The 20,407-nt window shown below is 60.1% G+C and carries 14 protein-coding genes and 3 pseudogenes; 12 read left to right on the top strand and 5 right to left on the bottom strand.

The annotated features are described in order from the left end of the window. Positions 1-14: 14 nt before the first annotated feature. From F8N85_RS29740 to F8N85_RS29720, 5 genes and pseudogenes are all read left to right on the top strand, one after another. On the top strand, positions 15-5,972 hold the full coding sequence (locus F8N85_RS29740) for an Hpt domain-containing protein (RefSeq protein WP_150807026.1): 5,958 nt from the start codon (positions 15-17) through the stop codon (positions 5,970-5,972). After that, entirely contained in the window at positions 5,965-6,429 is a 465-nt protein-coding gene (locus tag F8N85_RS29735; RefSeq protein WP_150807025.1) for a chemotaxis protein CheW, read from the top strand. Before F8N85_RS29740 ends, F8N85_RS29735 begins: the two co-directional genes overlap by 8 nt. Before the next feature lie 142 nt (positions 6,430-6,571). After that, entirely contained in the window at positions 6,572-7,201 is a 630-nt protein-coding gene (locus tag F8N85_RS29730) for a nucleotidyltransferase domain-containing protein (RefSeq protein ID WP_150807052.1), read from the top strand. Then, complete coding sequence (locus tag F8N85_RS29725) at positions 7,164-7,589, top strand: hypothetical protein (protein ID WP_150807024.1); 426 nt, start codon at positions 7,164-7,166, stop codon at positions 7,587-7,589. Before F8N85_RS29730 ends, F8N85_RS29725 begins: the two co-directional genes overlap by 38 nt. Before the next feature lie 336 nt (positions 7,590-7,925). After that, positions 7,926-8,954, top strand: a pseudogene (locus F8N85_RS29720) (malonate decarboxylase subunit alpha); the annotation flags it as partial. On the opposite strand, the pseudogene F8N85_RS29715 reads toward F8N85_RS29720, so the two are convergent. Then, a pseudogene (locus F8N85_RS29715) lies at positions 8,930-9,367 on the bottom strand (LysR family transcriptional regulator); the annotation flags it as partial. The pseudogenes F8N85_RS29720 and F8N85_RS29715 sit on opposite strands and share 25 nt — an antisense overlap. A 196-nt stretch (positions 9,368-9,563) precedes the next feature. Between F8N85_RS29715 and trhA the strand changes: the two are divergent. Further along, entirely contained in the window at positions 9,564-10,181 is a 618-nt protein-coding gene (gene trhA, locus F8N85_RS29710; protein WP_150807023.1) for a PAQR family membrane homeostasis protein TrhA, read from the top strand. Positions 10,182-10,300: 119 nt separating this feature from the next. Here trhA and F8N85_RS29705 read toward each other — a convergent pair whose 3' ends face one another. Then, the gene (locus F8N85_RS29705) at positions 10,301-11,215 is read right to left on the bottom strand and encodes a LysR family transcriptional regulator (RefSeq protein WP_150807022.1); all 915 of its coding nucleotides are present in this window, start codon (positions 11,213-11,215) and stop codon (positions 10,301-10,303) included. Positions 11,216-11,322: 107 nt separating this feature from the next. Here F8N85_RS29705 and F8N85_RS29700 point away from each other — a divergent pair, with 107 nt between their 5' ends. The 3 genes from F8N85_RS29700 to F8N85_RS29690 are packed head-to-tail and all read left to right on the top strand — an operon-like array spanning position 11,323 to position 13,871. Continuing rightward, a complete protein-coding gene (locus tag F8N85_RS29700) occupies positions 11,323-12,564 on the top strand; it encodes a D-amino acid dehydrogenase (RefSeq protein WP_150807021.1) in 1,242 nt (413 codons plus the stop codon). A gap of 26 nt (positions 12,565-12,590) precedes the next feature. Then, positions 12,591-12,941, top strand: a complete 351-nt coding sequence (locus tag F8N85_RS29695; protein WP_150807020.1) for a RidA family protein — start codon at positions 12,591-12,593, stop codon at positions 12,939-12,941. Between the two features lie 27 nt (positions 12,942-12,968). After that, positions 12,969-13,871, top strand: coding sequence for a transporter substrate-binding domain-containing protein (locus F8N85_RS29690; RefSeq protein WP_150807019.1), 903 nt, complete (start codon positions 12,969-12,971; stop codon positions 13,869-13,871). A 124-nt stretch (positions 13,872-13,995) separates the two neighbouring features. Here F8N85_RS29690 and F8N85_RS29685 read toward each other — a convergent pair whose 3' ends face one another. Then, complete coding sequence (locus tag F8N85_RS29685; RefSeq protein ID WP_150807018.1) at positions 13,996-14,715, bottom strand: 16S rRNA (uracil(1498)-N(3))-methyltransferase; 720 nt, start codon at positions 14,713-14,715, stop codon at positions 13,996-13,998. Positions 14,716-14,939: 224 nt separating this feature from the next. Beyond that, complete coding sequence (locus F8N85_RS29675) at positions 14,940-16,346, bottom strand: adenosylmethionine--8-amino-7-oxononanoate transaminase (protein ID WP_150807017.1); 1,407 nt, start codon at positions 16,344-16,346, stop codon at positions 14,940-14,942. A 224-nt stretch (positions 16,347-16,570) separates the two neighbouring features. Here F8N85_RS29675 and F8N85_RS29670 point away from each other — a divergent pair, with 224 nt between their 5' ends. The 3 genes from F8N85_RS29670 to F8N85_RS29660 all read left to right on the top strand — a co-directional run bounded on the left by F8N85_RS29670 (position 16,571) and on the right by F8N85_RS29660 (position 20,020). After that, positions 16,571-18,442, top strand: a complete 1,872-nt coding sequence (locus F8N85_RS29670; protein ID WP_150807016.1) for an FAD-dependent oxidoreductase — start codon at positions 16,571-16,573, stop codon at positions 18,440-18,442. 397 nt (positions 18,443-18,839) lie between these two features. Then, positions 18,840-19,391 carry a cytochrome b gene (locus tag F8N85_RS29665; protein ID WP_150807015.1) on the top strand — a complete coding sequence of 184 codons (552 nt, stop codon included), beginning with the start codon at positions 18,840-18,842 and terminating at the stop codon, positions 19,389-19,391. Between the two features lie 32 nt (positions 19,392-19,423). Then, the gene (locus F8N85_RS29660; RefSeq protein WP_150807014.1) at positions 19,424-20,020 is read left to right on the top strand and encodes a YceI family protein; all 597 of its coding nucleotides are present in this window, start codon (positions 19,424-19,426) and stop codon (positions 20,018-20,020) included. A 67-nt stretch (positions 20,021-20,087) separates the two neighbouring features. Here F8N85_RS29660 and F8N85_RS29655 read toward each other — a convergent pair. Further along, a pseudogene (locus tag F8N85_RS29655) lies at positions 20,088-20,407 on the bottom strand (DEAD/DEAH box helicase); the annotation flags it as partial.

Genomic DNA, 20,407 nt, shown 5'->3' with positions numbered 1-20,407 from the left:
AGAGTGGAGTGGTTATGGGTGATCGCCACGACTATGTAGCCCTCGAATGGGTCAAAGGCGAAATTGCCGAAACGCTGAAGCAAGCCAGCCGGGCACTCGACAGCCTGGTTGCCGACTCGCAGGCGGTGCGTGCGCTCAGCCAGTGCCTGGCGTACATCCATCAGGTCCACGGCAGTTTGCAGATGGTCGAGTTCTATGGCGCGGCCTTGCTCGCCGAAGAAATGGAAGAACTGGCGCTGGCCCTGGAACAGAACCGCGTCAATCATCGCGACGAAGCGATCCGGCTGTTGCAGCAAGCGCTTGGCCAGTTGCCGATCTACCTCGACCTTATACACAGCGCCCGCCACGATCTTCCCCTGGTGGTGTTACCGCTGCTCAATGATCTGCGCAGCGCCCGCGGTGAAAGCCTGTTGTCGGAAACCAGCCTGTTCAGCCCGCAGCTACTGGACTTGCCAGCGCTCAGCGAGGAAGCCCTGGCACTGCTCGAACCGGCGGACTTGCCAAGTGTGTTGCGCAAGTTGCGCCAGATGCTGCAAATGGCGTTGGTCGGGTTGCTGCGCGAGCAGGATGATCGAACCCATCTGGGTTATCTGGTCAAGGTCTTCGAGCGTCTTGAAGGACTTTGCCGCAATGCGCCCCTGAGCCCGTTATGGAAGGTCGCCTCGGCGCTGGTGGAAGGCATGCTCGCAGGCAGTATTGCCAACAGTCCAGCCTTGCGCAGCCTGCTCAAAGACACCGACAAGGAACTCAAGCGCTTGCTCGAGCAAGGAATGGCCGGAATCAATCAACCGGCCCCGCAAGAATTGCTCAAGAGCCTATTGTTCTATATAGCCAAAGCCGAATACCCCACCGGGCAGATGCAGACCATGAAAGAAAGTTACGGACTCGATGACGCGCTGCCCAACAGTGCGTTGGTCGACGAAGAGCGCGCCCGCCTGGCTGGCCCGGACCGGGATGCCATGCGTTCGGTACTGGCCGCGTTGTGCGAAGAACTGGTGCGGGTCAAGGAGCGCCTGGATCTGTTCGTGCGCAGCGACCGCCAGCATGCTTCCGACCTCGACAGCTTGCTTGCACCGCTGCGGCAAATCGCCGACACCCTGGCAGTGCTGGGTTTCGGCCAGCCGCGCAAGGTGATCATTGATCAACTGGCGGTGGTCCTGAGCCTGGCCCAGGGACAGCGTGAACCCAATGACGCGATCCTCATGGACGTGGCCGGGGCCTTGTTGTACGTCGAGGCGACCCTGGCCGGGATGGTCGGCACCGTCGAGCCGGAAAGCCGGGAAGAAAGCCGACTGCCGACTACCGACCTGACGCAGATCCACCAACTGGTGATCAAGGAAGCGCGGATCTGTATGCAGCAAGCCAAGGACACCATCGTCGACTACATCGACGCCGGCTGGGACCGTCAACATCTGCAACCGCTGCCGGAGTTGCTGACCCAGGTTCGCGGTGCATTGGCGATGATTCCGTTGAGCCGTGCGGCGAGCCTGCTGGAGGCCTGTAACGGCTACATTCGCGAGCATTTGCTGGTCGACAGACTGCAACCCGACTGGCAACAGCTGGACAATCTGGCCGATGTCATTACCAGCGTCGAGTACTACCTCGAACGCTTGAGCGAGGACGCTCAGGCGCCCGGCGAACAGGTACTGGATGTCGCCGAGGAGAGCCTGGCTGCCTTGGGATATTTCCCGACCCCGCAGCAAGTACCGCTGCTCAATGAAATGCTCAGCCCCAGCGAAGCCCTGGTGATGCAGGACCTGCAAGCGCTGGACGACCCTGAAGTGGTGCAGTCCCTGGCGCAGGTGTTGGCCAGCCCGGTTTCCGTCCTCAACCCGCCGGCCTTGCATACGCCGGGCAGCCTGCTGCCACCACCGGACGATGAAGCGCCGGTGGATGACGAGTTGCGGGAAGTCTTTCTCGAAGAGACCGACGAGGTCCTCGAAGTATTGCGTGAATACCTGCCGCAATGGTTGGCCAATCCCGACAACAAAGACGCATTGAGCGAATTGCGCCGCGCCTTCCATACCCTCAAAGGCAGTGGCCGCATGGTCCGTGCACTGGTGCTGGGGGAGCTGGCCTGGGCCGTGGAAAACCTGCTCAATCGGGTTCTGGAGCGCAGCGTCGAACCCGGGCCACAGGTGCAGCAATTGCTCGATGACGTTCTGCAGTTATTGCCCGGACTGATCGGCGAGTTCGCCGCTAACACCCAGCGCCAGCGCGATGATGTCGACCAGTTGGCCGCTCGTGCCCATGGGCTGACCAAGGGCGATGAGCAGGCTTCGGACGCTGTTGCGCAAACGCCGGAGGTTCTCGATCCGCAGTTGCTGGAGATCTTCCGCAACGAAGCTGAAAGCCACCTCGACAGCCTCAACCACTTTCTCGATCAAGCCGCCGAACACCTGCCGCTACAGGCCAGCGATGAGTTGCAGCGTGCACTGCACACCCTCAAAGGCAGCGCCTACATGGCTGGCGTGTTGCCAATTGCCGAACTGGCGAAACCGCTGGACCAGCTGACCCGTGAATACAAGGCGCACCAGATTGCACTGGACCTGGACGAAGTCGAGCTGCTGCTCGAAGCTGAAGGTTTATTGCGCCGGAGTTTGAAGCAGCTCAAGACCGATCCACTGGCCGGGATCAGCGGCGCGCAGTCGTTGATCGATCGGACCCGGAAATTATTGACCGAGCGCCTGGAAGCCCTGCACAACTCGCCGAACCCGGGTCTGCGGATCAAGCGAGATCCGCAACTGATCAGCAATTTCCTCGCCCAGGGCATGGACATCCTGCTCGACGCTGAGAACCTCTTGCGTCGCTGGCAGCAACATCCCGGAGAACGCCAGGAACTCAGTGCGCTGCTCGATGAGTTGACCACCCTCGGCGAAGGCGCGCATCTGGCGGACCTGCATCCGGTCGATGAACTGTGCGAAGCCCTGCTTGACCTGTATGGCGCGGTGGAAGAGAGCAGCCTGGCGGTCAGCGAGCGATTTTTCCATGAGGCCGACAGCGCCCACGAAGCGTTGATCAACATGCTTGATCAACTGGCTGCGGGCCAGGAAGTCGGCCCCCGGCCGGATCGAGTGCGCGCCCTGCGCGATCTGCTCGACCAGAGCCTGGACCCGTCGGCCATGGGCCTGATCAGGAGTGATGGTAGTCGTACGCTGAGCATCACTGAGCTGAGCGCCGCCACCCGCGAGATGGAGCAGGCGCCGGTGGCGCTGGATCTGGACGATGAAATCGTCTCGATCTTTCTCGAAGAGGCGGTGGATATCCTCGAAAGCGCCGGGCAAGCCTTGCAGCGTTGGCTGGACGACCCCGACAACGCCGCGCCATTATTGTCGTTGCAGCGCGACCTGCACACCCTCAAGGGCGGTGCGCGGATGGCTGAAGTCGGGCCGGTCGGTGACCTGGCCCATGAACTGGAAAGCCTTTATGAAGGCTTGGTCGATCGCCGCTACAACCATTCCAGTGAACTCGCACAACTGCTCCAGCAGAGCCATGACCGCTTGGCTGTGTTGCTTGAGCAACTGCACAGGCAGCAACCGCTGAGCGACCCCGGTAAGCTGATCGAGGCGATTCGCGAGTTCCGTCAGGGCAGCGGCGCCAGCGCCGAGGTGGCAGGGGCCGCGCCCCAGACCGATTCGGCGAGCCACGACCCCGAGTTGCTGGAAATCTTCCTCGAGGAAGGTTTCGACATTATCGACAGTTCCGGCGCGGCGCTGTCGCGCTGGCAGGACGAGCCGCAAAACCGCCTTGAAGTGGAAACCCTGCTGCGTGACTTGCACACCCTCAAGGGTGGAGCGCGGATGGTCGAGATCGGGCCGATCGGTGACCTGGCCCATGAACTGGAATTTCTCTACGAAGGTTTGTCAGCCGGCCTGCTGCAACCGACGGCGCCGTTGTTCGCGCTGTTGCAACGCAGCCATGACCAGCTCGCGCAGATGCTGGACGCGGCACGGGCGGGCAAGCCGGTGTTACCCGCCCTGGCCTTGATCGAGGCGATCGTCGCCTTCACCCATCCTGCTGTCGGTGATCTACAGCCGCAGGCGCTCCCAGGCGAGGGCGTCTCTCAGGTCCAGGTCCAGGTCCAGGCTCAGGCCAAATCCGAGTCGCCGGCGCTACAGTCCGAAGCCGGCACGGCCGGCGATATGGTCAAGGTCTCGGCCGAGCTGCTCGATGAACTGGTCAATCTGGCCGGTGAAACCTCGATCTTCCGTGGCCGTATCGAGCAACAAGTCAACGATGCCCGAGTGACACTGAGCGAGATGGAAACCACTATTGAGCGCATGCGCGACCAGTTGCGGCGCCTGGACACCGAAACCCAGGGGCGGATTCTCAGCCGTCAACAAGTCGAGGCCGAACGCCTGGGCTACGAAGAATTCGACCCATTGGAAATGGACCGTCATTCGCAATTGCAGCAGCTGTCGCGGGCCTTGTTCGAGTCGGCGTCGGACTTGCTCGACCTCAAGGAAACCCTCGATCGGCGCAACCAGGAGGCAGAAAGCCTGCTGCAGCAGCAGGGGCGAATCAATACCGATTTGCAGGAAGGCCTGATGCGAACGCGCATGGTGCCTTTTGAGCGCATGCTGCCGCGGCTCAAGCGCATTGTCCGGCAGGTCGCCAGTGAGTTGGGCAAAGACGTCGAATTCATTGTCGCCAACGCCGAGAGCGAAATGGACCGCAACGTACTTGAACGCATGGTCGCGCCACTGGAGCACATGCTGCGCAATGCGGTCGACCACGGCCTGGAATCTGCCGAGGTGCGGCTCGCGGCCGGTAAGCCTGCGCAGGGCCGGATCACCCTGGACCTGGCTCACGAAGGCGGCGACATCATATTCGACATCCGCGATGACGGCGCCGGTATACCCCTCGAGGCGGTGCGGCGCAAGGCGATCAAGCGTGGGCTGCTGGCTCCGGATCTGGAGATCAGCGACCGCGATGTGCTGCAATTCATCCTGCAGCCGGGGTTCTCCACCGCCGAAAAAATCACCCAGATTTCCGGGCGTGGCGTTGGCATGGACGTGGTTCACGAAGAAGTCCGGCAACTGGGCGGCAGCATGAGCATCGACTCGACCCCGGGGCAGGGCGTGCACTTTCGCATTCGCCTGCCGTTCACTGTATCGGTCAATCGTGCGTTGATGGTGCAGTGCGCCGAGGACCAGTACGCGATCCCGCTGAACACCATTGAAGGCATTGTTCGGGTTTTGCCCAACGAGCTCGAAGGTTACTACCAGCTTGACCCACCGGTCTACGAGTACGCCGGGCAACGCTACGAACTCTGCTACCTCGGCGAGTTGCTGCACACCGTGGCCAAGCCCAAGCTGCTGGGTCAGAGCCTGCCGTTACCGGTGCTGCTGGTGCAGTGCAATGAGCGGCGGATCGCGGTCCAAGTCGATACCATGGCCGGCACCCGGGAAATCGTGGTGAAAAGCCTCGGTTCGCAGTTTTCCGCAGTGCAGGGCTTGTCCGGTGCGACCATCCTGGGCGATGGCCGGGTGGTGCTGATTCTCGATCTGCTGGCGCACATCCGCGCCATGCAGGCACGCTTGCCACAATCACGTGCGGCCAATGGCGGTGAGCCTGCGGTCGACGCCGAGCCACATCGGCCGCTGCTGGTCATGGTGGTCGATGATTCAGTCACCGTGCGCAAGGTCACCAGCCGCCTGCTCGAACGCCAGGGCATGAACGTGCTGACTGCCAAGGACGGGATCGACGCCATGGCGCTGCTGGAGGAGCACACGCCGGACTTGATGCTGCTGGACATTGAAATGCCGCGCATGGATGGTTTCGAAGTGGCGATGCAGGTCCGCAACGATCCGCGCTTACAGCACCTGCCGATCATCATGATCACCTCGCGCACCGGCCAGAAACACCGCGACCGAGCCATGGCCATCGGCGTCAACGACTACCTCGGCAAGCCGTATCAGGAATCGGTCCTGCTGGAGAGCATCGCCCTATGGAGCAAAACCCATGCTTGATCACCGCACCAGCAACCTCACCGGGCTGCTGCTGCCCCTGGCCGACCGCAACCTGATCCTGCCCAACGTCGCCATCGCCGAACTGATCGACTACCAACCCGGGGCTTTCGACCTCGACACGCCCCCCTGGTACCTGGGCCTGGTGATCTGGCGCGACCGGCAGATCCCGCTGCTCAGTTTTGAATCCGCCTGCGGCAGCAAGACCGTGATCGGCGACCGCGCGCGCATCGTCGTGCTCAATGCCCTGGGAGGCCGCCCGCAACTCAAATTCATCGCCTTGCTGGTGCAGGGCATACCGCGCTCCTACAAACTCGACAGCCAACTGAGCTATGTCGACGTGCCGCTGTGCCCACTGGAAAAAGCCGCGGTGCAAATCGCCGAGCAAGTGGCCAAAGTGCCGGACTTGCTGGGGCTGGAAGAGTTGTTGGTGGAGGCGGGGCTGGTTCAGAGCCAGTGAGGCAGACACAAACCTTGTGGGAGCGAGCTTGCTCGCGAAGCGGCCCGTACAGACAACATAGGTGTCCAGGAAACGCCTGAAAACTTGATAAGTCCCAAAAAGGGACCTATCGTTCCCTTTTTGGGACTCATTGGTTGTGACCGTGCAAAGCCTGTCTCTTAGCGACGCGTTATTTACCTCAACCCAGCAAAAAGTCTTGGGTTTGCTCTTTGGCAAACCCGACCAAAGCTTTTATGCCAATCAAATCGCTCGCTGGGCTCAGGTTGGCAAAGGCAGCCTCATGCGCGAGTTGGAGCGGTTGCAGTTGGCGGGCGTGCTAATCATGAAGCGCCAGGGCAACCAGACCCACTATCAAGCCAATCCCGATTGCTCGATCTATCAGGAACTGCTCGGCATTACCCGTAAAACCTTCGGTATTGCCGAACCTCTGCGCATGGCGTTGGCACCCTTTGCAGCTCAACTGACATGGGCATTTGTCTATGGCTCCATCGCCAAGGATCAGGCGAACGCATCCAGTGACATAGATCTGATGCTGATCGGTACAGGGCTGCACTACAGTGAAGTGATGGAGCGGTTGATGCCAATGGAAGAGCAGTTAGGCCGTCCCCTCAACCCGACGCTCTACACCCCTGAAGACTGGGCGAACAAACTGGCGGCCGGTAACAGTTTCGTTCAGCGGGTAGCGCAACAGGACAAGATCAATCTGATGGGTGAAAACCCTCTGGAGTCCAAGGATGGGCAGCAACGCAAGCCTGGAGAATCTTCTACATAGCGGCGGCCTGAAAGCCGAGCCGTCCGATCGCAAGGAGTGTGAAGGGCTGATGCGTTCGGCCATGGACCGCTTGAAAGATGCGCAAGCAACACAACTCTCCTTTGCCAGTCGTTTTGATCTGGCTTATAACGCCGCCCATGCCATTGCATTGACTGCCTTGCGATTGTGCGGCTATCGCTCCGATAAGCGTTATCTGGTGTTTCAGTGTCTGATCCATACCGCCGATGTGGATAAAATTCAGGTCCGATTATTCGCCTTGTGCCATGAACGGCGCAATCTGGCGGAATATGAAGGTTATATGGATGAGGACGAGGCGTTACTTGCGCAGCTGCTTGAAAACACCTCGCAGTTGTTGGTCCGTGTGCAACAGGTGATGAACAGGCTTTGAATTGGATTGTGTGCATGAAGGCTGGCTCGGGGCAATCTCAACACCGCGCGATGACGGCCAAACAGCCAACGTAGATCTCCAGTCGAACCACTCAAATGTGGCGAGGGAGCTTGCTCCCGCTGGACTGCGAAGCGGTCCCAAAAAAGTCGCAGCACATTTTTTCAGGCAAGCCCCATGAACCGACTACGACCGCTACGCGGCCGAGCGGGAGCAAGCTCCCTCGCCACAGGGGGCAATTCATTACCCTGACCGTAACAATCCGCTTCTTTGCTTGATTGATGCACCCCATCATTCGCTCCTAAGGTAGCTCCACGACAGCGAACCCGTGGAGTGAGCATGACAACAATAATATCCCCCGACTCGCGCTGGACGCGGCGGCGCAACGAGAAGCAGCGTCGCCTCGAACTGGTGCGGGGTCTCGCCGATGGTGTGGTGTTGCCGACCGACAAGATTATCGCGGCGCTGGAAGCATTGATTATGCCCGGCGACCGGGTGGTGCTTGAAGACAATAACCAGAAGCAGGCGGACTTCCTTTCCCGCTCCCTGGCCAAGGCTGATCCGGCAAAGCTGCACGATTTGCACATGATCATGCCGAGCGTTGGCCGGTCCGAGCATCTGGACCTGTTCGAACGCGGCATCGCCCGCAAGCTGGATTTCTCTTTCGCCGGTACCCAAAGCCTGCGCATCAGCCAGTTGCTCGAAGACGGTCTGTTGGAAATCGGCGCGATCCACACCTACATCGAACTCTATGCCCGGCTGGTGGTGGACTTGATTCCCAACGTGGTGCTTTCGGCCGGATTCATGGCCGACCGCGCGGGCAATATCTACACCGGGCCGAGCACCGAAGACACCCCGGCGCTGATCGAACCCGCAGCCTTCAGCGATGGCATCGTGATTGTCCAGGTCAACCAGTTGGTGGATGACGTTAGCGAGTTGCCCCGCGTGGACATTCCCGCCTCCTGGGTCGACTTCGTGGTGGTGGCCGACAAGCCGTTCTACATCGAACCGCTGTTCACCCGTGATCCACGGCACATCAAACCGGTGCATGTGTTGATGGCGATGATGGCGATCCGCGGCATCTACGAGAAGCACAACGTTCAGTCGCTCAACCATGGCATCGGCTTCGACACGGCGGCCATCGAGTTGATCCTGCCGACCTACGGCGAGTCCCTCGGGCTCAAGGGCAAAATCTGCCGCAACTGGACCCTCAACCCCCATCCCACCCTGATTCCGGCCATCGAAAGCGGCTGGGTCGAGAGTGTGCATTGCTTCGGCACTGAGCTGGGGATGGAGAACTACATCGCCGCGCGGCCGGACGTGTTCTTCACCGGACGCGACGGCTCGCTACGTTCCAACCGGATGTTCTGATCGATATTTGAGCCGAGAATCAGGTCGATATTCAACTCGCTGCTGCGGATTTTCAGACCCATGATCAGTTGTGGCACGGTCTTGACCGTCAGTGAATACAACGAGCCCAGCTTGAAACGCTCTGCGGAGAATCCGGCGGCTTCGCGGGTCAGACGCACGGTTTCGACCACGTCCTGGATCAGTTTCTGGGCGCGCTCTTCCAGCACATAGGCGCTTTCCAGTGGCGTCAGGTTGCGCCCTTCATGTTTGAACAGCGGGCAGCGCAAGGCGCTTTCCAGGGAGTGGATGGCCCGATGCACGCTGACGTTGCTGGTCTGCAACTCAACCGCTGCCCGCGCCAGGTTGCCGGTGCGCATGAAGGCCAGGAATACCTCGAGCTTTTTCAGGGTCAACTCTTCATCGATCAGCATGGCGCGGACTCTTATTCGAATGAGTTGATTGTGCCCAACTAGTGGGAGCCTGGTGTGTGCTTTTGTAGGAGCTGCCGCAGGCTGCGATCTTTTAGCGACCTCTCTGGCGCTGAAGATCAAAAGATCGCAGCCTGCGGCAGCTCCTACGGGGAATGTGTGTATACGATGTTGTAACGAGTTTCGAGGAGAGTGGCGCATGTATCACGGGGAAAGATTCAACGCCTGGACGCATCTGGTGGGTGCGGTCGCGGCGTGTATCGGGACAGTCTGGTTGCTGGTGGTTGCCAGTCTGGACGGTAGCCCCTGGAAGATTGTCAGCGTGGCGATTTATGGTTTCACCTTGCTGGTGTTGTATAGCGCCTCGACGGTGTATCACAGCGTGCAGGGGCGCAAGAAAACCATCATGCAAAAGGTCGATCATTTTTCGATCTATCTACTGATCGCCGGGAGTTATACGCCATTCTGTCTGGTTACCTTGCGTGGCCCTTGGGGCTGGACCTTGTTCGGTATTGTCTGGGGCCTGGCGATCATCGGTATCCTGCAAGAGATCAAGCCGCGCTCCGAGGCGCGGATTCTATCGATCGTGATCTACGCGGTGATGGGCTGGATCGTGCTGGTGGCGGTCAAGCCGTTGCTGGCGGCGCTGGGCACGGCCGGTTTTGCCTGGCTGGCGTCGGGCGGGGTGTTGTACACCGTGGGTATTATTTTCTTCGCCCTCGACAGTCGCTTGCGTCATGCCCATGGGATCTGGCATTTGTTCGTCATCGCCGGGAGTTTGCTGCATTTCGTGGCGATCCTGTTTTATGTGTTGTGAGAGAAAAGATCGGCGGCCCGAGCCTTCGGCAGCTCCTACGCCGATTCTCCAATGTCATTGGCGAAACGCACATCCCGTAGGAGCTGCCGCAGGCTACGATCGTGTAGCAGGCCCCGCGATCAACCCTTATCCATCAACCGATCCAACTGCTCCTGAGCCCGGCTGCTGAAAATCGCCAGCAGACTGCTCAGGGTGTGTGCAGGCGCTTCATTGGCGCGGGTCACGGCGTACAGGCTGATCGGCAGCGCCGGAGCCAGCGGGCGGATAGCGGTGGTGGCGGGCGAGGCGCCGAGGGCGGTGAACGGATCGATCACCGCCAGCCCTGCGCCGGATTCGACCATGGCCCTGGCCAGTGAATAAGTCTGCACGGCAATGCTGATCCGCGGTGGCGGTTCGACGGCTTTCAGGTAGCTGTCGAGTTTCGCCGACAGCGGATCGGCACTGGACAAGCCAATCAACGGCGCATTCGCCAGCTCCATCAACGGCAACGGTTTGCCCTTGCTCTCGTCAGCCCAGTAATCGATGGGCGCCAACACCACCAGCACGCCATGAGCCAACGCCTGCGCTTTGAGTCCTGGGTGATCCGGCGGCTGCAGGCTGAGGGCGACATCAATCTCGCGCATCAACAGGTTCTGCACCAGTTCGCGACTGTGGGCGCTGGACAGCTCGCAGACGATGTCCGGGTAACGCCGGGTCCATTCGCTGATCGTCGGTGGCAGCAGCGACAAGGCCAGCGCCGGGGTGGCACCTATGCGCAAGCTGTGGCCCGGGTCGCGGCGCAGGCTCTGGGCCAGGCGCCGTACGCCCTGCAGGCTTTCGGTGACCTTGTCGACCTCGCGCTCCAGCTCCAGCGCCTCGGGGGTGGCTTGCAGTTTGCCGCGCACTCGCAGGAACAACGGGAAGCCCAATTGCAGCTCGGCGTGCTGCAGGACCTTGGTCACTGCTGGCTGCGAGACGTGCAGCAGTTGCGCCGCGCCGCTGACCGAGCCGGTCTGGCGGATGGCCTGAAAGATCTCGATATGTCGCAATCGCATGGCAAGTCCATAACCTTTGTTTATGGTTAGCGCATCTTTATTCATTGTTCCGCGCCTGTCACCTGGTCCTAATCTGAAGCTCGTATCAATGGCGGCTAAGGACTGACATGGCTCAGCGGGTTTGCATCATCGGAGGTGGCGTAATCGGCTTGGCAACGGCCTACGCGCTGGTTCGCGACGGTTTTGAGGTGACCCTGGTCGAGGCGCGGGACTCGCTGGGCAGCGAAACCAGTTTCGCCAATGGCGGCCAACTTTCCTATCGCTACGTCGCGCCGCTGGCGGATGCCGGCGTGCCCTTGCAGGCGATCGGCTGGATGTTGCGCGGTGATTCGCCGTTAAAGCTGCGCCCGCGTTTCGACCCGGCACAATGGCGCTGGATGGCGTCGTTCCTAGGCGCGTGCCGCACTTCAGTGAACCGCAGGAACGCTGGCCATCTGCTGCGGCTGGCCTTGTTGAGCCAGAGCACGCTGCAATGCTGGCGTGAAGAAGATCACCTCGATGGCTTCAACTGGCGGCGCAACGGCAAGTTGGTGACCTTCCGCCAGTCGGGCAGTTTTGCCCATGCCCGGCACAACCTGGCCGATACCCGGCACCAGCAAGTTTTGTCTCAGGCCGACTGCGCACAGTTGGAGCCCACCCTGGCCGACTCGCCCTTTGTCGGCGCGATCTACACCCCTGACGAAGAGGTCGGTGACTGTCACGCTTTCTGCCAGCAACTGGCGACGAAGCTCAAGACTTCCGGTCGCTGCGAATTTCTACTGGGTCGTACGGTGACGGGCATTCGTCATGGCAACGGCGCGGTGCAGGCTATCGAAATGGGTGGCGAAGTCCTGCCGGTCGAGCAACTGGTGATCGCCGCCGGTCATCGCAGTCCGGCACTGGCGCTGCCGGGCGTGCAGGTGCCGCTTTATCCGCTCAAGGGTTACAGCCTCACCGTGCCGATTGGTGCGCAACATCGCGCGCCGGACATCAGCATCACCGATTACGACCGCAAGATGGTTTATGCCCGCATCGGCGAGCAATTGCGGATAGCGGCGATGGTGGACATCGTCGGGTTCGATCCAGCGGTTGATCCCAAACGTCTGGCGCTGATGAAACGCCAGGCCTGTGCCACCTTCCCGAATGCCGGGGACTACGACGCTGCCATTGAATGGGCCGGCATGCGCCCGGCCACCCCCAGCGGCGTGCCGCTGATCGGCGCCAGTGTCTATCGCAACCTTTGGCTTAACCTGGGTCATGGCGCGCTGGGCTTCACCTTGGCCAGTGGCAGCGCCCGGCTGCTCAGTGAAATGATTGGCCAACGCAGTACCTCGATCGACATGCAGGGCCTTGCGCCCCATGCCGCCTGACACCTATCCCGCAGAAGGAAAATCCCATGACCATCAATCGAACCAACAGCAACAGCCGACTCTCAGCTGCCGTGACCTTCGCAGACCTGGTATTTCTTTCCGGCCAGGTCCCGGGTGCAAGCCCCGAGGTCTCTGGCCAGACGCGCGAGGTGCTGGAAAAGATCGACCTCCTGCTGGCCGAGGCGGGGAGCGACAAGGATCATTTGCTCAGTGCGACCATTTACCTGAAAGACATCCAGAATGATTTCGCCCCGATGAATGAGGTTTGGTCGGCCTGGTTATCGCCCGGCCAGGCGCCCACTCGCACTACTGTGCAAGCCGAACTGGCGCGGCCGGAAATCCTGGTGGAAATCACTGTCATCGCAACTCGCCGCTAAACCCCACACCCACAACGGAGAATAACAATGCAAAAAATCACGTTGATCGGCTGCACCCTGGGCCTCCTGCTCAGCACCCAACTGCAGGCCACCGAGGCGCCACTTGCGGGAGCGCTGAACAAGATTGCCAATGCCAAAAGCATCACGCTGGGCTACCGCGATGCATCGGTGCCGTTTTCCTATGTGGGTGACAACTCTGGCCAGCCGATGGGCTATTCGGTGGACCTGGCGAGCAAAGTCGTCGAGCGGATCAAGCACAAACTCGAGCTGCCGCAGCTCAAGGTCAAGTACAACCTGGTGACCTCGCAGACGCGCATCCCGCTGGTGCAGAACGGCACCGTCGACCTGGAATGCGGCTCCACCGGCGTCACTGCCGAGCGGCAGAAGCAGGTGGCGTTTTCCTATGGGTTTATCTATGTCAAAGGCCAGCTGCTGACTGCCAAAGACAGTGGCATCAAGCGCTTTGCCGACTTGCGCGGCAAGAACGTGGTGACCACCGCTGGCACCACCAACGAACGTTTCCTCAAGAACTACAACGTCGAGCACAAGATCGACATGTTCGTGATCAGCGCCAAGGATCACGGCGAAGCCTTCCAGATGCTGGAAACCGGCCGGGCCGCAGCGTTTTATATGGATGACGCACTGTTGTATGGCGAGCGTGCCAAAGCCCGCGATCCGCATAAATGGGTGGTGGTAGGGGAAGAACAGTCGCGGGAAATCTACAGCTGCATGGTGCGCAAGGATGATCCGCAGTTCCTGGCTTTGGTCAATGAAACGCTGGCGGATCTGTACGGCTCGGGTGAAATCAACGGCATCTACCAACGCTGGTTCGAACAGCCCATCCCGCCCAAGGGGCTGAACCTGGAATTCCCGATGACCAGCGAGCTGAAGGCAATCATCGCCAAGCCAGTGAGTGATCCAGTGCAATAACCCGACAAAAAGATCGCAGGCTGCGCCAGCCGGCTCAACCCCCGATAGCGAGCGAACTCAAATCCGTAGGAGCTGCCGCAGGCTGCGATCTTTTCCCCGTCACCGCAAATCAACAATAGTGCGGTTAGAAATCACCCCACAACTGCTGGGCCACCGCCAATGCCACCACCGGCGCGGTCTCGGTCCGCAACACCCGCGGGCCGAGGCGGGCGGGCTCGAACCCGGCGCCTTGGGCCTGATCGACTTCAGCGTCGGACAACCCGCCCTCCGGGCCGATCAGGAACGCCAGTGTTGCCGGTTTGGCGTGGCTGATGAGCGGCTCGGCCACCGGGTGCAGTACCAGCTTCAATTCGGCTTCGGCCTGTTTCAGCCAATCGGCCAGCAACAGCGGCGGATGAATAACCGGCACCCGCGAACGCCCACATTGCTCGCACGCGCTGATGGCAACCTGGCGCCAGTGCATCAGACGCTTGTCGGCACGTTCATCCTTGAGGCGAACTTCGCAGCGGTCACTGAAGATCGGAGTGATCTCGGTAACCCCCAGTTCCGTGGCTTTCTGAATCGCCCAATCCATCCGCTCGCCACGGGACAAACCCTGGCCCAGATGAATCTGCAGCGGTGATTCAATCTGCCCGGCGAAGGTTTCATCCAGCTGGACCACTACGCGCTTCTTGCCGACTTCCAACAACTTGCCGCGAAACTCAAAACCTGAGCCGTCGAACACCTGCAGCGCATCGCCTTCGGCCATGCGCAGCACTCGGCTGATGTAATGCGCCTGGGCCTCCGGCAGTTCGTGCTCGCCGAGGCTCAAAGGGGTGTCGATAAAGAAGCGGGACAGTCTCATCTTGGATCTCTGTTGAAAATCGAATGTGTGGCGAAGAACTTGGTTTGGAGAGCATTTGTGGCGAGGGAGCTTGCTGTGGCGAGGGGGCTTGCCCCCGTTCGGCTGCGAAGCAGTCGTAAAACCTGCCAATGCGTTTTATCTGTAGAAGTGCATCAGTCGGTTTTAGGGCCGCTTCGCGCCCCAACGGGGGCAAGCCCCCTCGCCACTGGGCTCGGAGTCGGACCTTAGCCCGGATCACGAAAATCCGGATGAAAATTAGCCGGGACCGCCACTTGGATGTCACTGCGGGTGGCGATGTCAATCCCTTCACTGGCCACTTCGGCAAGGAAGTCGATCTGCTCCGGAGTAATCACATAGGGCGGCAGGAAATACACCACGCTGCCCAATGGCCGCAGCAAGGCGCCGCGCTCCAGCGCATGCTGGAACACCTTGAGGCCGCGTCGTTCCTGCCACGGATAAGCGGTCTTGCTGGCTTTGTCCTGAACCATCTCGATGGCCAGCACCATGCCGGTCTGACGCACTTCCGATACATGCGGGTGATCGACCAGGTGCGCGGTGGACGTGGCCATACGCTGGGCGAGGGCCTTGTTGTTCTCGATCACGTTGTCTTGTTCGAAGATATCCAGGGTCGCCAATGCCGCCGCACAGGCCAGTGGGTTCCCTGTGTAGCTGTGGGAATGCAGGAAGGCGCGCAGGGTCGGGTAGTCGTCGTAGAAGGCGCTGTAGACATCCTCGGTGGTCACGCAGGCGGCGAGCGGCAGATAACCGCCGGTCAGGGCTTTGGACAGGCAGAGGAAGTCCGGGCGAATGCCGGCCTGTTCACAGGCGAACATCGTCCCGGTACGGCCGAAGCCCACAGCGATTTCGTCATGAATCAGGTGCACACCGTAGCGGTCGCAGGCTGCGCGCAGCAATTGCAGGTACACCGGGTGGTACATGCGCATACCGCCAGCGCCCTGGATCAGCGGCTCGACGATCACCGCCGCGACGCTGTCATGGTTCTCGGCCAGGGTCTGTTCCATGGCGACGAACATGTTGCGTGAGTGTTCTTCCCAGCTCATGCCTTCCGGGCGCAGGTAACAGTCCGGGCTTGGCACTTTGATGGTGTCGAGCAGCAGCGCTTTGTAGGTCTCGGTAAACAGCGGCACATCACCGACCGACATCGCGGCCATGGTTTCGCCGTGGTAACTGTTGGTCAGGGTGACGAAGCGCTTCTTGTTCGGCTGGCCGCGGTTGAGCCAGTAGTGAAAGCTCATTTTCAGCGCGACTTCGATGCAGGACGAGCCGTTATCGGCATAGAAGCACCGAGTCAGGCCTTCCGGGGTCATCTTCACCAGGCGTTCCGACAACTCAATCACCGGTTGATGGCTGAACCCGGCCAGAATCACATGCTCAAGCTGGTCGACCTGATCCTTGATGCGTTGATTTATCCGCGGATTCGCGTGGCCGAACACGTTGACCCACCAGGAACTGACCGCATCGAGGTAGCGTTTGCCTTCGAAATCTTCCAGCCACACACCTTCACCGCGCTTGATCGGGATCAGCGGCAGTTGTTCGTGATCTTTCATCTGGGTGCAGGGATGCCACAAAACCGCGAGATCGCGCTGCATCCACTGATTATTCAGGCCCATTTTCACTCTCCTCGAGACGGTCCTCGACATGCGCGGACATACAATCGCGCAAGCCTATGCAATGCATGACGCCGGGACAACCCATTGTGTAGTTTCAGCTACTCTGAAGTGGGTAGTAGACGCCGCTGGCGGGCGTGTGGCGCCTGACGTATTCTTCGCGGCCCTTTGAGTGCTCGGCCTTGATAATCCGACACTTTCTCGTTTTTTTTCTGGAGTTCGCGGAAATGTCTGCTGGTAGTTGGCTGCGCGCCTGTGCGCTGGTGATGATAGGACTGTTCAGCGTCTCGGCGCTGGCAAAGGACAAACAACCGACGGCGATAGTGATCGGTGGTGGACTGTCGGGCCTGACCGCGGCTTACGAGCTGCAGAACAAAGGCTGGCAGGTCACGCTGCTGGAAGCCAAGTCGGGCATGGGCGGGCGCTCGGGCATGGCCACCAGTGAATGGATCGGCAACAGCAAGACCCAGCCGGTCCTGAACAAGTACGTCGAGACTTTCCAGCTGGGCACTACGCCAGCGCCGGAGTTCGTCCGTACCCCAGGTTACTTGATCGACGGTACCTACTTCAGCGCCGCCGATCTGGCGGTGAAACAGCCAGCCACCGCCGAGGCGCTCAAGCGCTATGAAACAACCGTGGATGATCTGGCGCGCTCGATTGATGACCCGCTGAACCCGGCGGCCAACAGCACACTGTTCGCACTTGACCAGATCAACGTTGCCAATTGGCTGGATCGCCTGCAATTGCCAGCTACTGCGCGTCAGCTGGTCAATCAGCAGATTCGCACCCGTTATGACGAACCATCGCGTTTGTCGCTGCTGTACTTCGCGCAGCAGAGCCGGGTCTACCGTGGCATTGCCGATCGCGATCTGCGGGCTTCACGTTTGCTCGGGGGCAGCCCGGTGCTGGCCCAGGCCTTCGTCAAGCAACTGAAAACCATCAAGACCAGCTCGCCGGTTTCAGCGATTATCCAGGAAAAGGAAGGCGTCACGGTCAAGGTCGGTAGCGTTGGCTACCAGGCCGACTACGTGGTGCTGGCGGTGCCGTTGCGGGCCTTGGGCAAGATCCAGATGACGCCGTCGCTCGATGCGTTGCATCAGAAAGCGATCAAGGGCACCAACTACGGTTGGCGCGACCAGATCATGCTGAAGTTCAGTACCCCGGTCTGGGAAAGCAAGGCACGGATGTCCGGTGAAATTTTCAGCAACACTGGCCTGGGCATGCTCTGGGTCGAACCGGCCCTCAAAGGTGGCGCCAACGTGGTGATCAACCTGTCTGGCGACAATGCGCGGATCCTGCAAGCGTTCGGCGACAAACAGATGGCCGATCAGGTACTGATCCGGCTGCACGCGTTTTATCCACAGGCCCGTGGTGCGTTTACCGGTTATGAAATCCGTCGTTACAGCACCGACCCGTCGACTGGTGGTGCTTACCTGGCCTTCGGCCCCGGCCAGATCAGCAAGTACTGGCGCCTGTGGGAGCGTCCGATGCAACGCGTAGTCTTTGCTGGCGAGCATACCGACACCTTGTACCCAGGCACTCTGGAAGGTGCGTTACGCACCGGTCAGCGTGCGGCCAGCCAGGTTGAAGACCTGGCGGCAGGCAAATCCTTTGAGCCGGCAAAAGTGCTTCCGGTGGCTGCAGTCGCAGCGGCTGGCGCGGCGAAAGCCAGCCAGGGGAATTTCTTCTCCAATATGTTCGGTGGCTCGTCCGATAAAACGGTCGACAAGAAACCTGAACCGGCAAAAGCCGAGAGCAAAGCACAAGACGCCAAGCCTGGCTTCTTCTCGCGGATGTTTGGTGCTACGGAAAAGGCCCCGGCCAAACCGCCGGCACCTGCTCCGCAAGCCGCTCCAGCGCCAACTCCGGAGCCAGTTGCGCCCGCACCGGTTGAAGCGCCGAAACCTTTGCTGCCAGCGAAAGCCGAACCGGTGAAAAAAGCCCCGGCCAAAGCTCAGCCGGTGAAAAAACCGGTGGTGAAAACCGAAGCCAAAAAGGCCCCGGCCAAGCCTGTAGCGAAGAAAGCGCCGGCTAAAGTGGAGCCGGTGAAAAAAGTTGCAGCCAAGTCTCCAGCCGCAACTGACGTCAAGGTGCAATAACCCTCACCAGAGCGCTGCGTCCATGCCGCGCTCTTCTTGATCCAACCCTGATATTGAGCCGAGCGTCGAACCTGTGGCGAGGGCGCTTGCTCCCGCCGGCCGGTCCGCGCTCGGGCGTAGCAGTCGTAGAACCTGCAATCGCGTTTTACCTGACACAACCAGCCGGCCAACTTGCGATCGCTTCGCGATCGAGCGGGAGCAAGCTCCCTCGCCACAAATATTCGGAGCGGCCCAGGACACCGCTTCATATTCCGCCCCAATTTTGTCGTTAATCTTTCCTTAACCAGCCCACTTCAGACTCTTGATCGTATTTCTCGATATTTCAAAGCGAAAATTTGCGCTTTATATCGATAGGTAAGTCGTTAGTCTTGGGCGCTGTTCTTACAGGATTTTGGCAATGCAGTTACGTAACTCTTCCTCCCGCTATGGGTGGGTCAGCATCTTTTTGCACTGGGGCGTGGCTCTTGCGGTCTTCGGTCTGTTTGCGCTTGGCTTGTGGATGGTCGGCCTCGACTACTACGACACCTGGCGCAAAGATGCACCGGACCTGCACAAGAGCATCGGTCTGACGTTGTTCGCGATCATGTTGCTGCGGCTGCTGTGGCGTTTTATCAGCCCGCCGCCGCCAGCGCCGTCCAACCATGGCCGCCGGACCCGGTTCGGTGCCAGTTTCGGCCATGCTTTTCTCTATCTCGGTCTGTTCGTTGTGATGATATCCGGTTACCTGATTTCCACCGCAGACGGTGTCGGGATTCCGGTGTTTGGCCTGTTTGAAATCCCTGCATTGATTTCCGGACTACCGGAACAGGCAGATGTGGCAGGTGCGGTGCACTTTTACCTGGCCTGGACATTGGTGATCTTTTCCGGTGTGCATGCCTTGGCTGCCTTGAAACACCACTTTATAGATCGTGACGCGACCCTTACGCGAATGCTGGGGCGCAAAGCCTGATGTTCAACCTCGACTCCAAAGGAATAGAAAGCATGTTGAAAAAGACTCTCGCCACTCTGGCAATCGGTACTGCACTGTTGTCAGCCGGTCAGGCGATGGCGGCTAACTACGTCGTCGACAAGGAAGGCCAGCACGCCTTCGTTGACTTCAAGATCAGCCACCTGGGTTACAGCTACATCACCGGTACCTTCAAGGACCTGGACGGCACGTTCAGCTTCGACGCCGCCAAGCCTGAAGACAGCAAGATCGAGTTCAATGTGCGCACCGCCAGCGTGTTCACCAACCACGCTGAACGTGACAAGCACATCGCCAGCAAAGACTTCCTGGATGTGGGCAAGTACGCCGACGCCAAGTTCGTCTCCACCGGCGTCAAATCCACCGGTAAAAACGCTGCTGGTAAAGACACTGCCGACGTGACGGGCAACCTGACCCTGAACGGCGTGACCAAGCCAATCGTGGTCAAGGCCACCTTCCTGGGTGAAGGCAAGGATCCATGGGGCGGCTACCGTGCCGGCTTCGAAGGCACCACCAGCATCAAACGCACTGATTTCGGCCCGATGAAGGACCTGGGCCCGCAGTCCGATTTGGCCGAACTGTACATCTCGTTCGAAGGTGTCAAAGCGAAATAACGTTTGCCGCTTAAACAAAAACGCCCCCTATCTTGCGATCGGGGGCGTTTTTTATTGCCGCGGTAAATCAGCGATTGCGGGTCAGCAACGCTGGTTTTTCGCCACGTGGACGGCTTGGCAGTTGATCGAGCTGCTCAGGTGTCGGGAAGCGATCGCTTTTGGACTCCTTGTGCATGATCTTCGGCTGCTTGTCGCGCGGACCTTGAACCGCAGGTTCCTGGCGTACCGGTTGATCGTCACGCGCTGGACGACGGTTGCGTGGCTCTTCACGACGGGCCTGGCCGTCACGTGGAGCACCGTTGCGCGGGCCGCTGCGCTTGGCTGGCGGGGTGCCAGTGCTGGCACCGCTGCCGCTGCGTGGAGCGCTTGGACGAGCCGCGCCACCGC

Source organism: Pseudomonas fluorescens, from assembly GCF_902497875.1.
GTDB classification, from domain to species: Bacteria; Pseudomonadota; Gammaproteobacteria; order Pseudomonadales; family Pseudomonadaceae; genus Aquipseudomonas; species Aquipseudomonas fluorescens_BR.
Note: the sequence above shows the minus strand (reverse complement) of the source record. Positions and strands in the feature narration are given on the sequence as shown.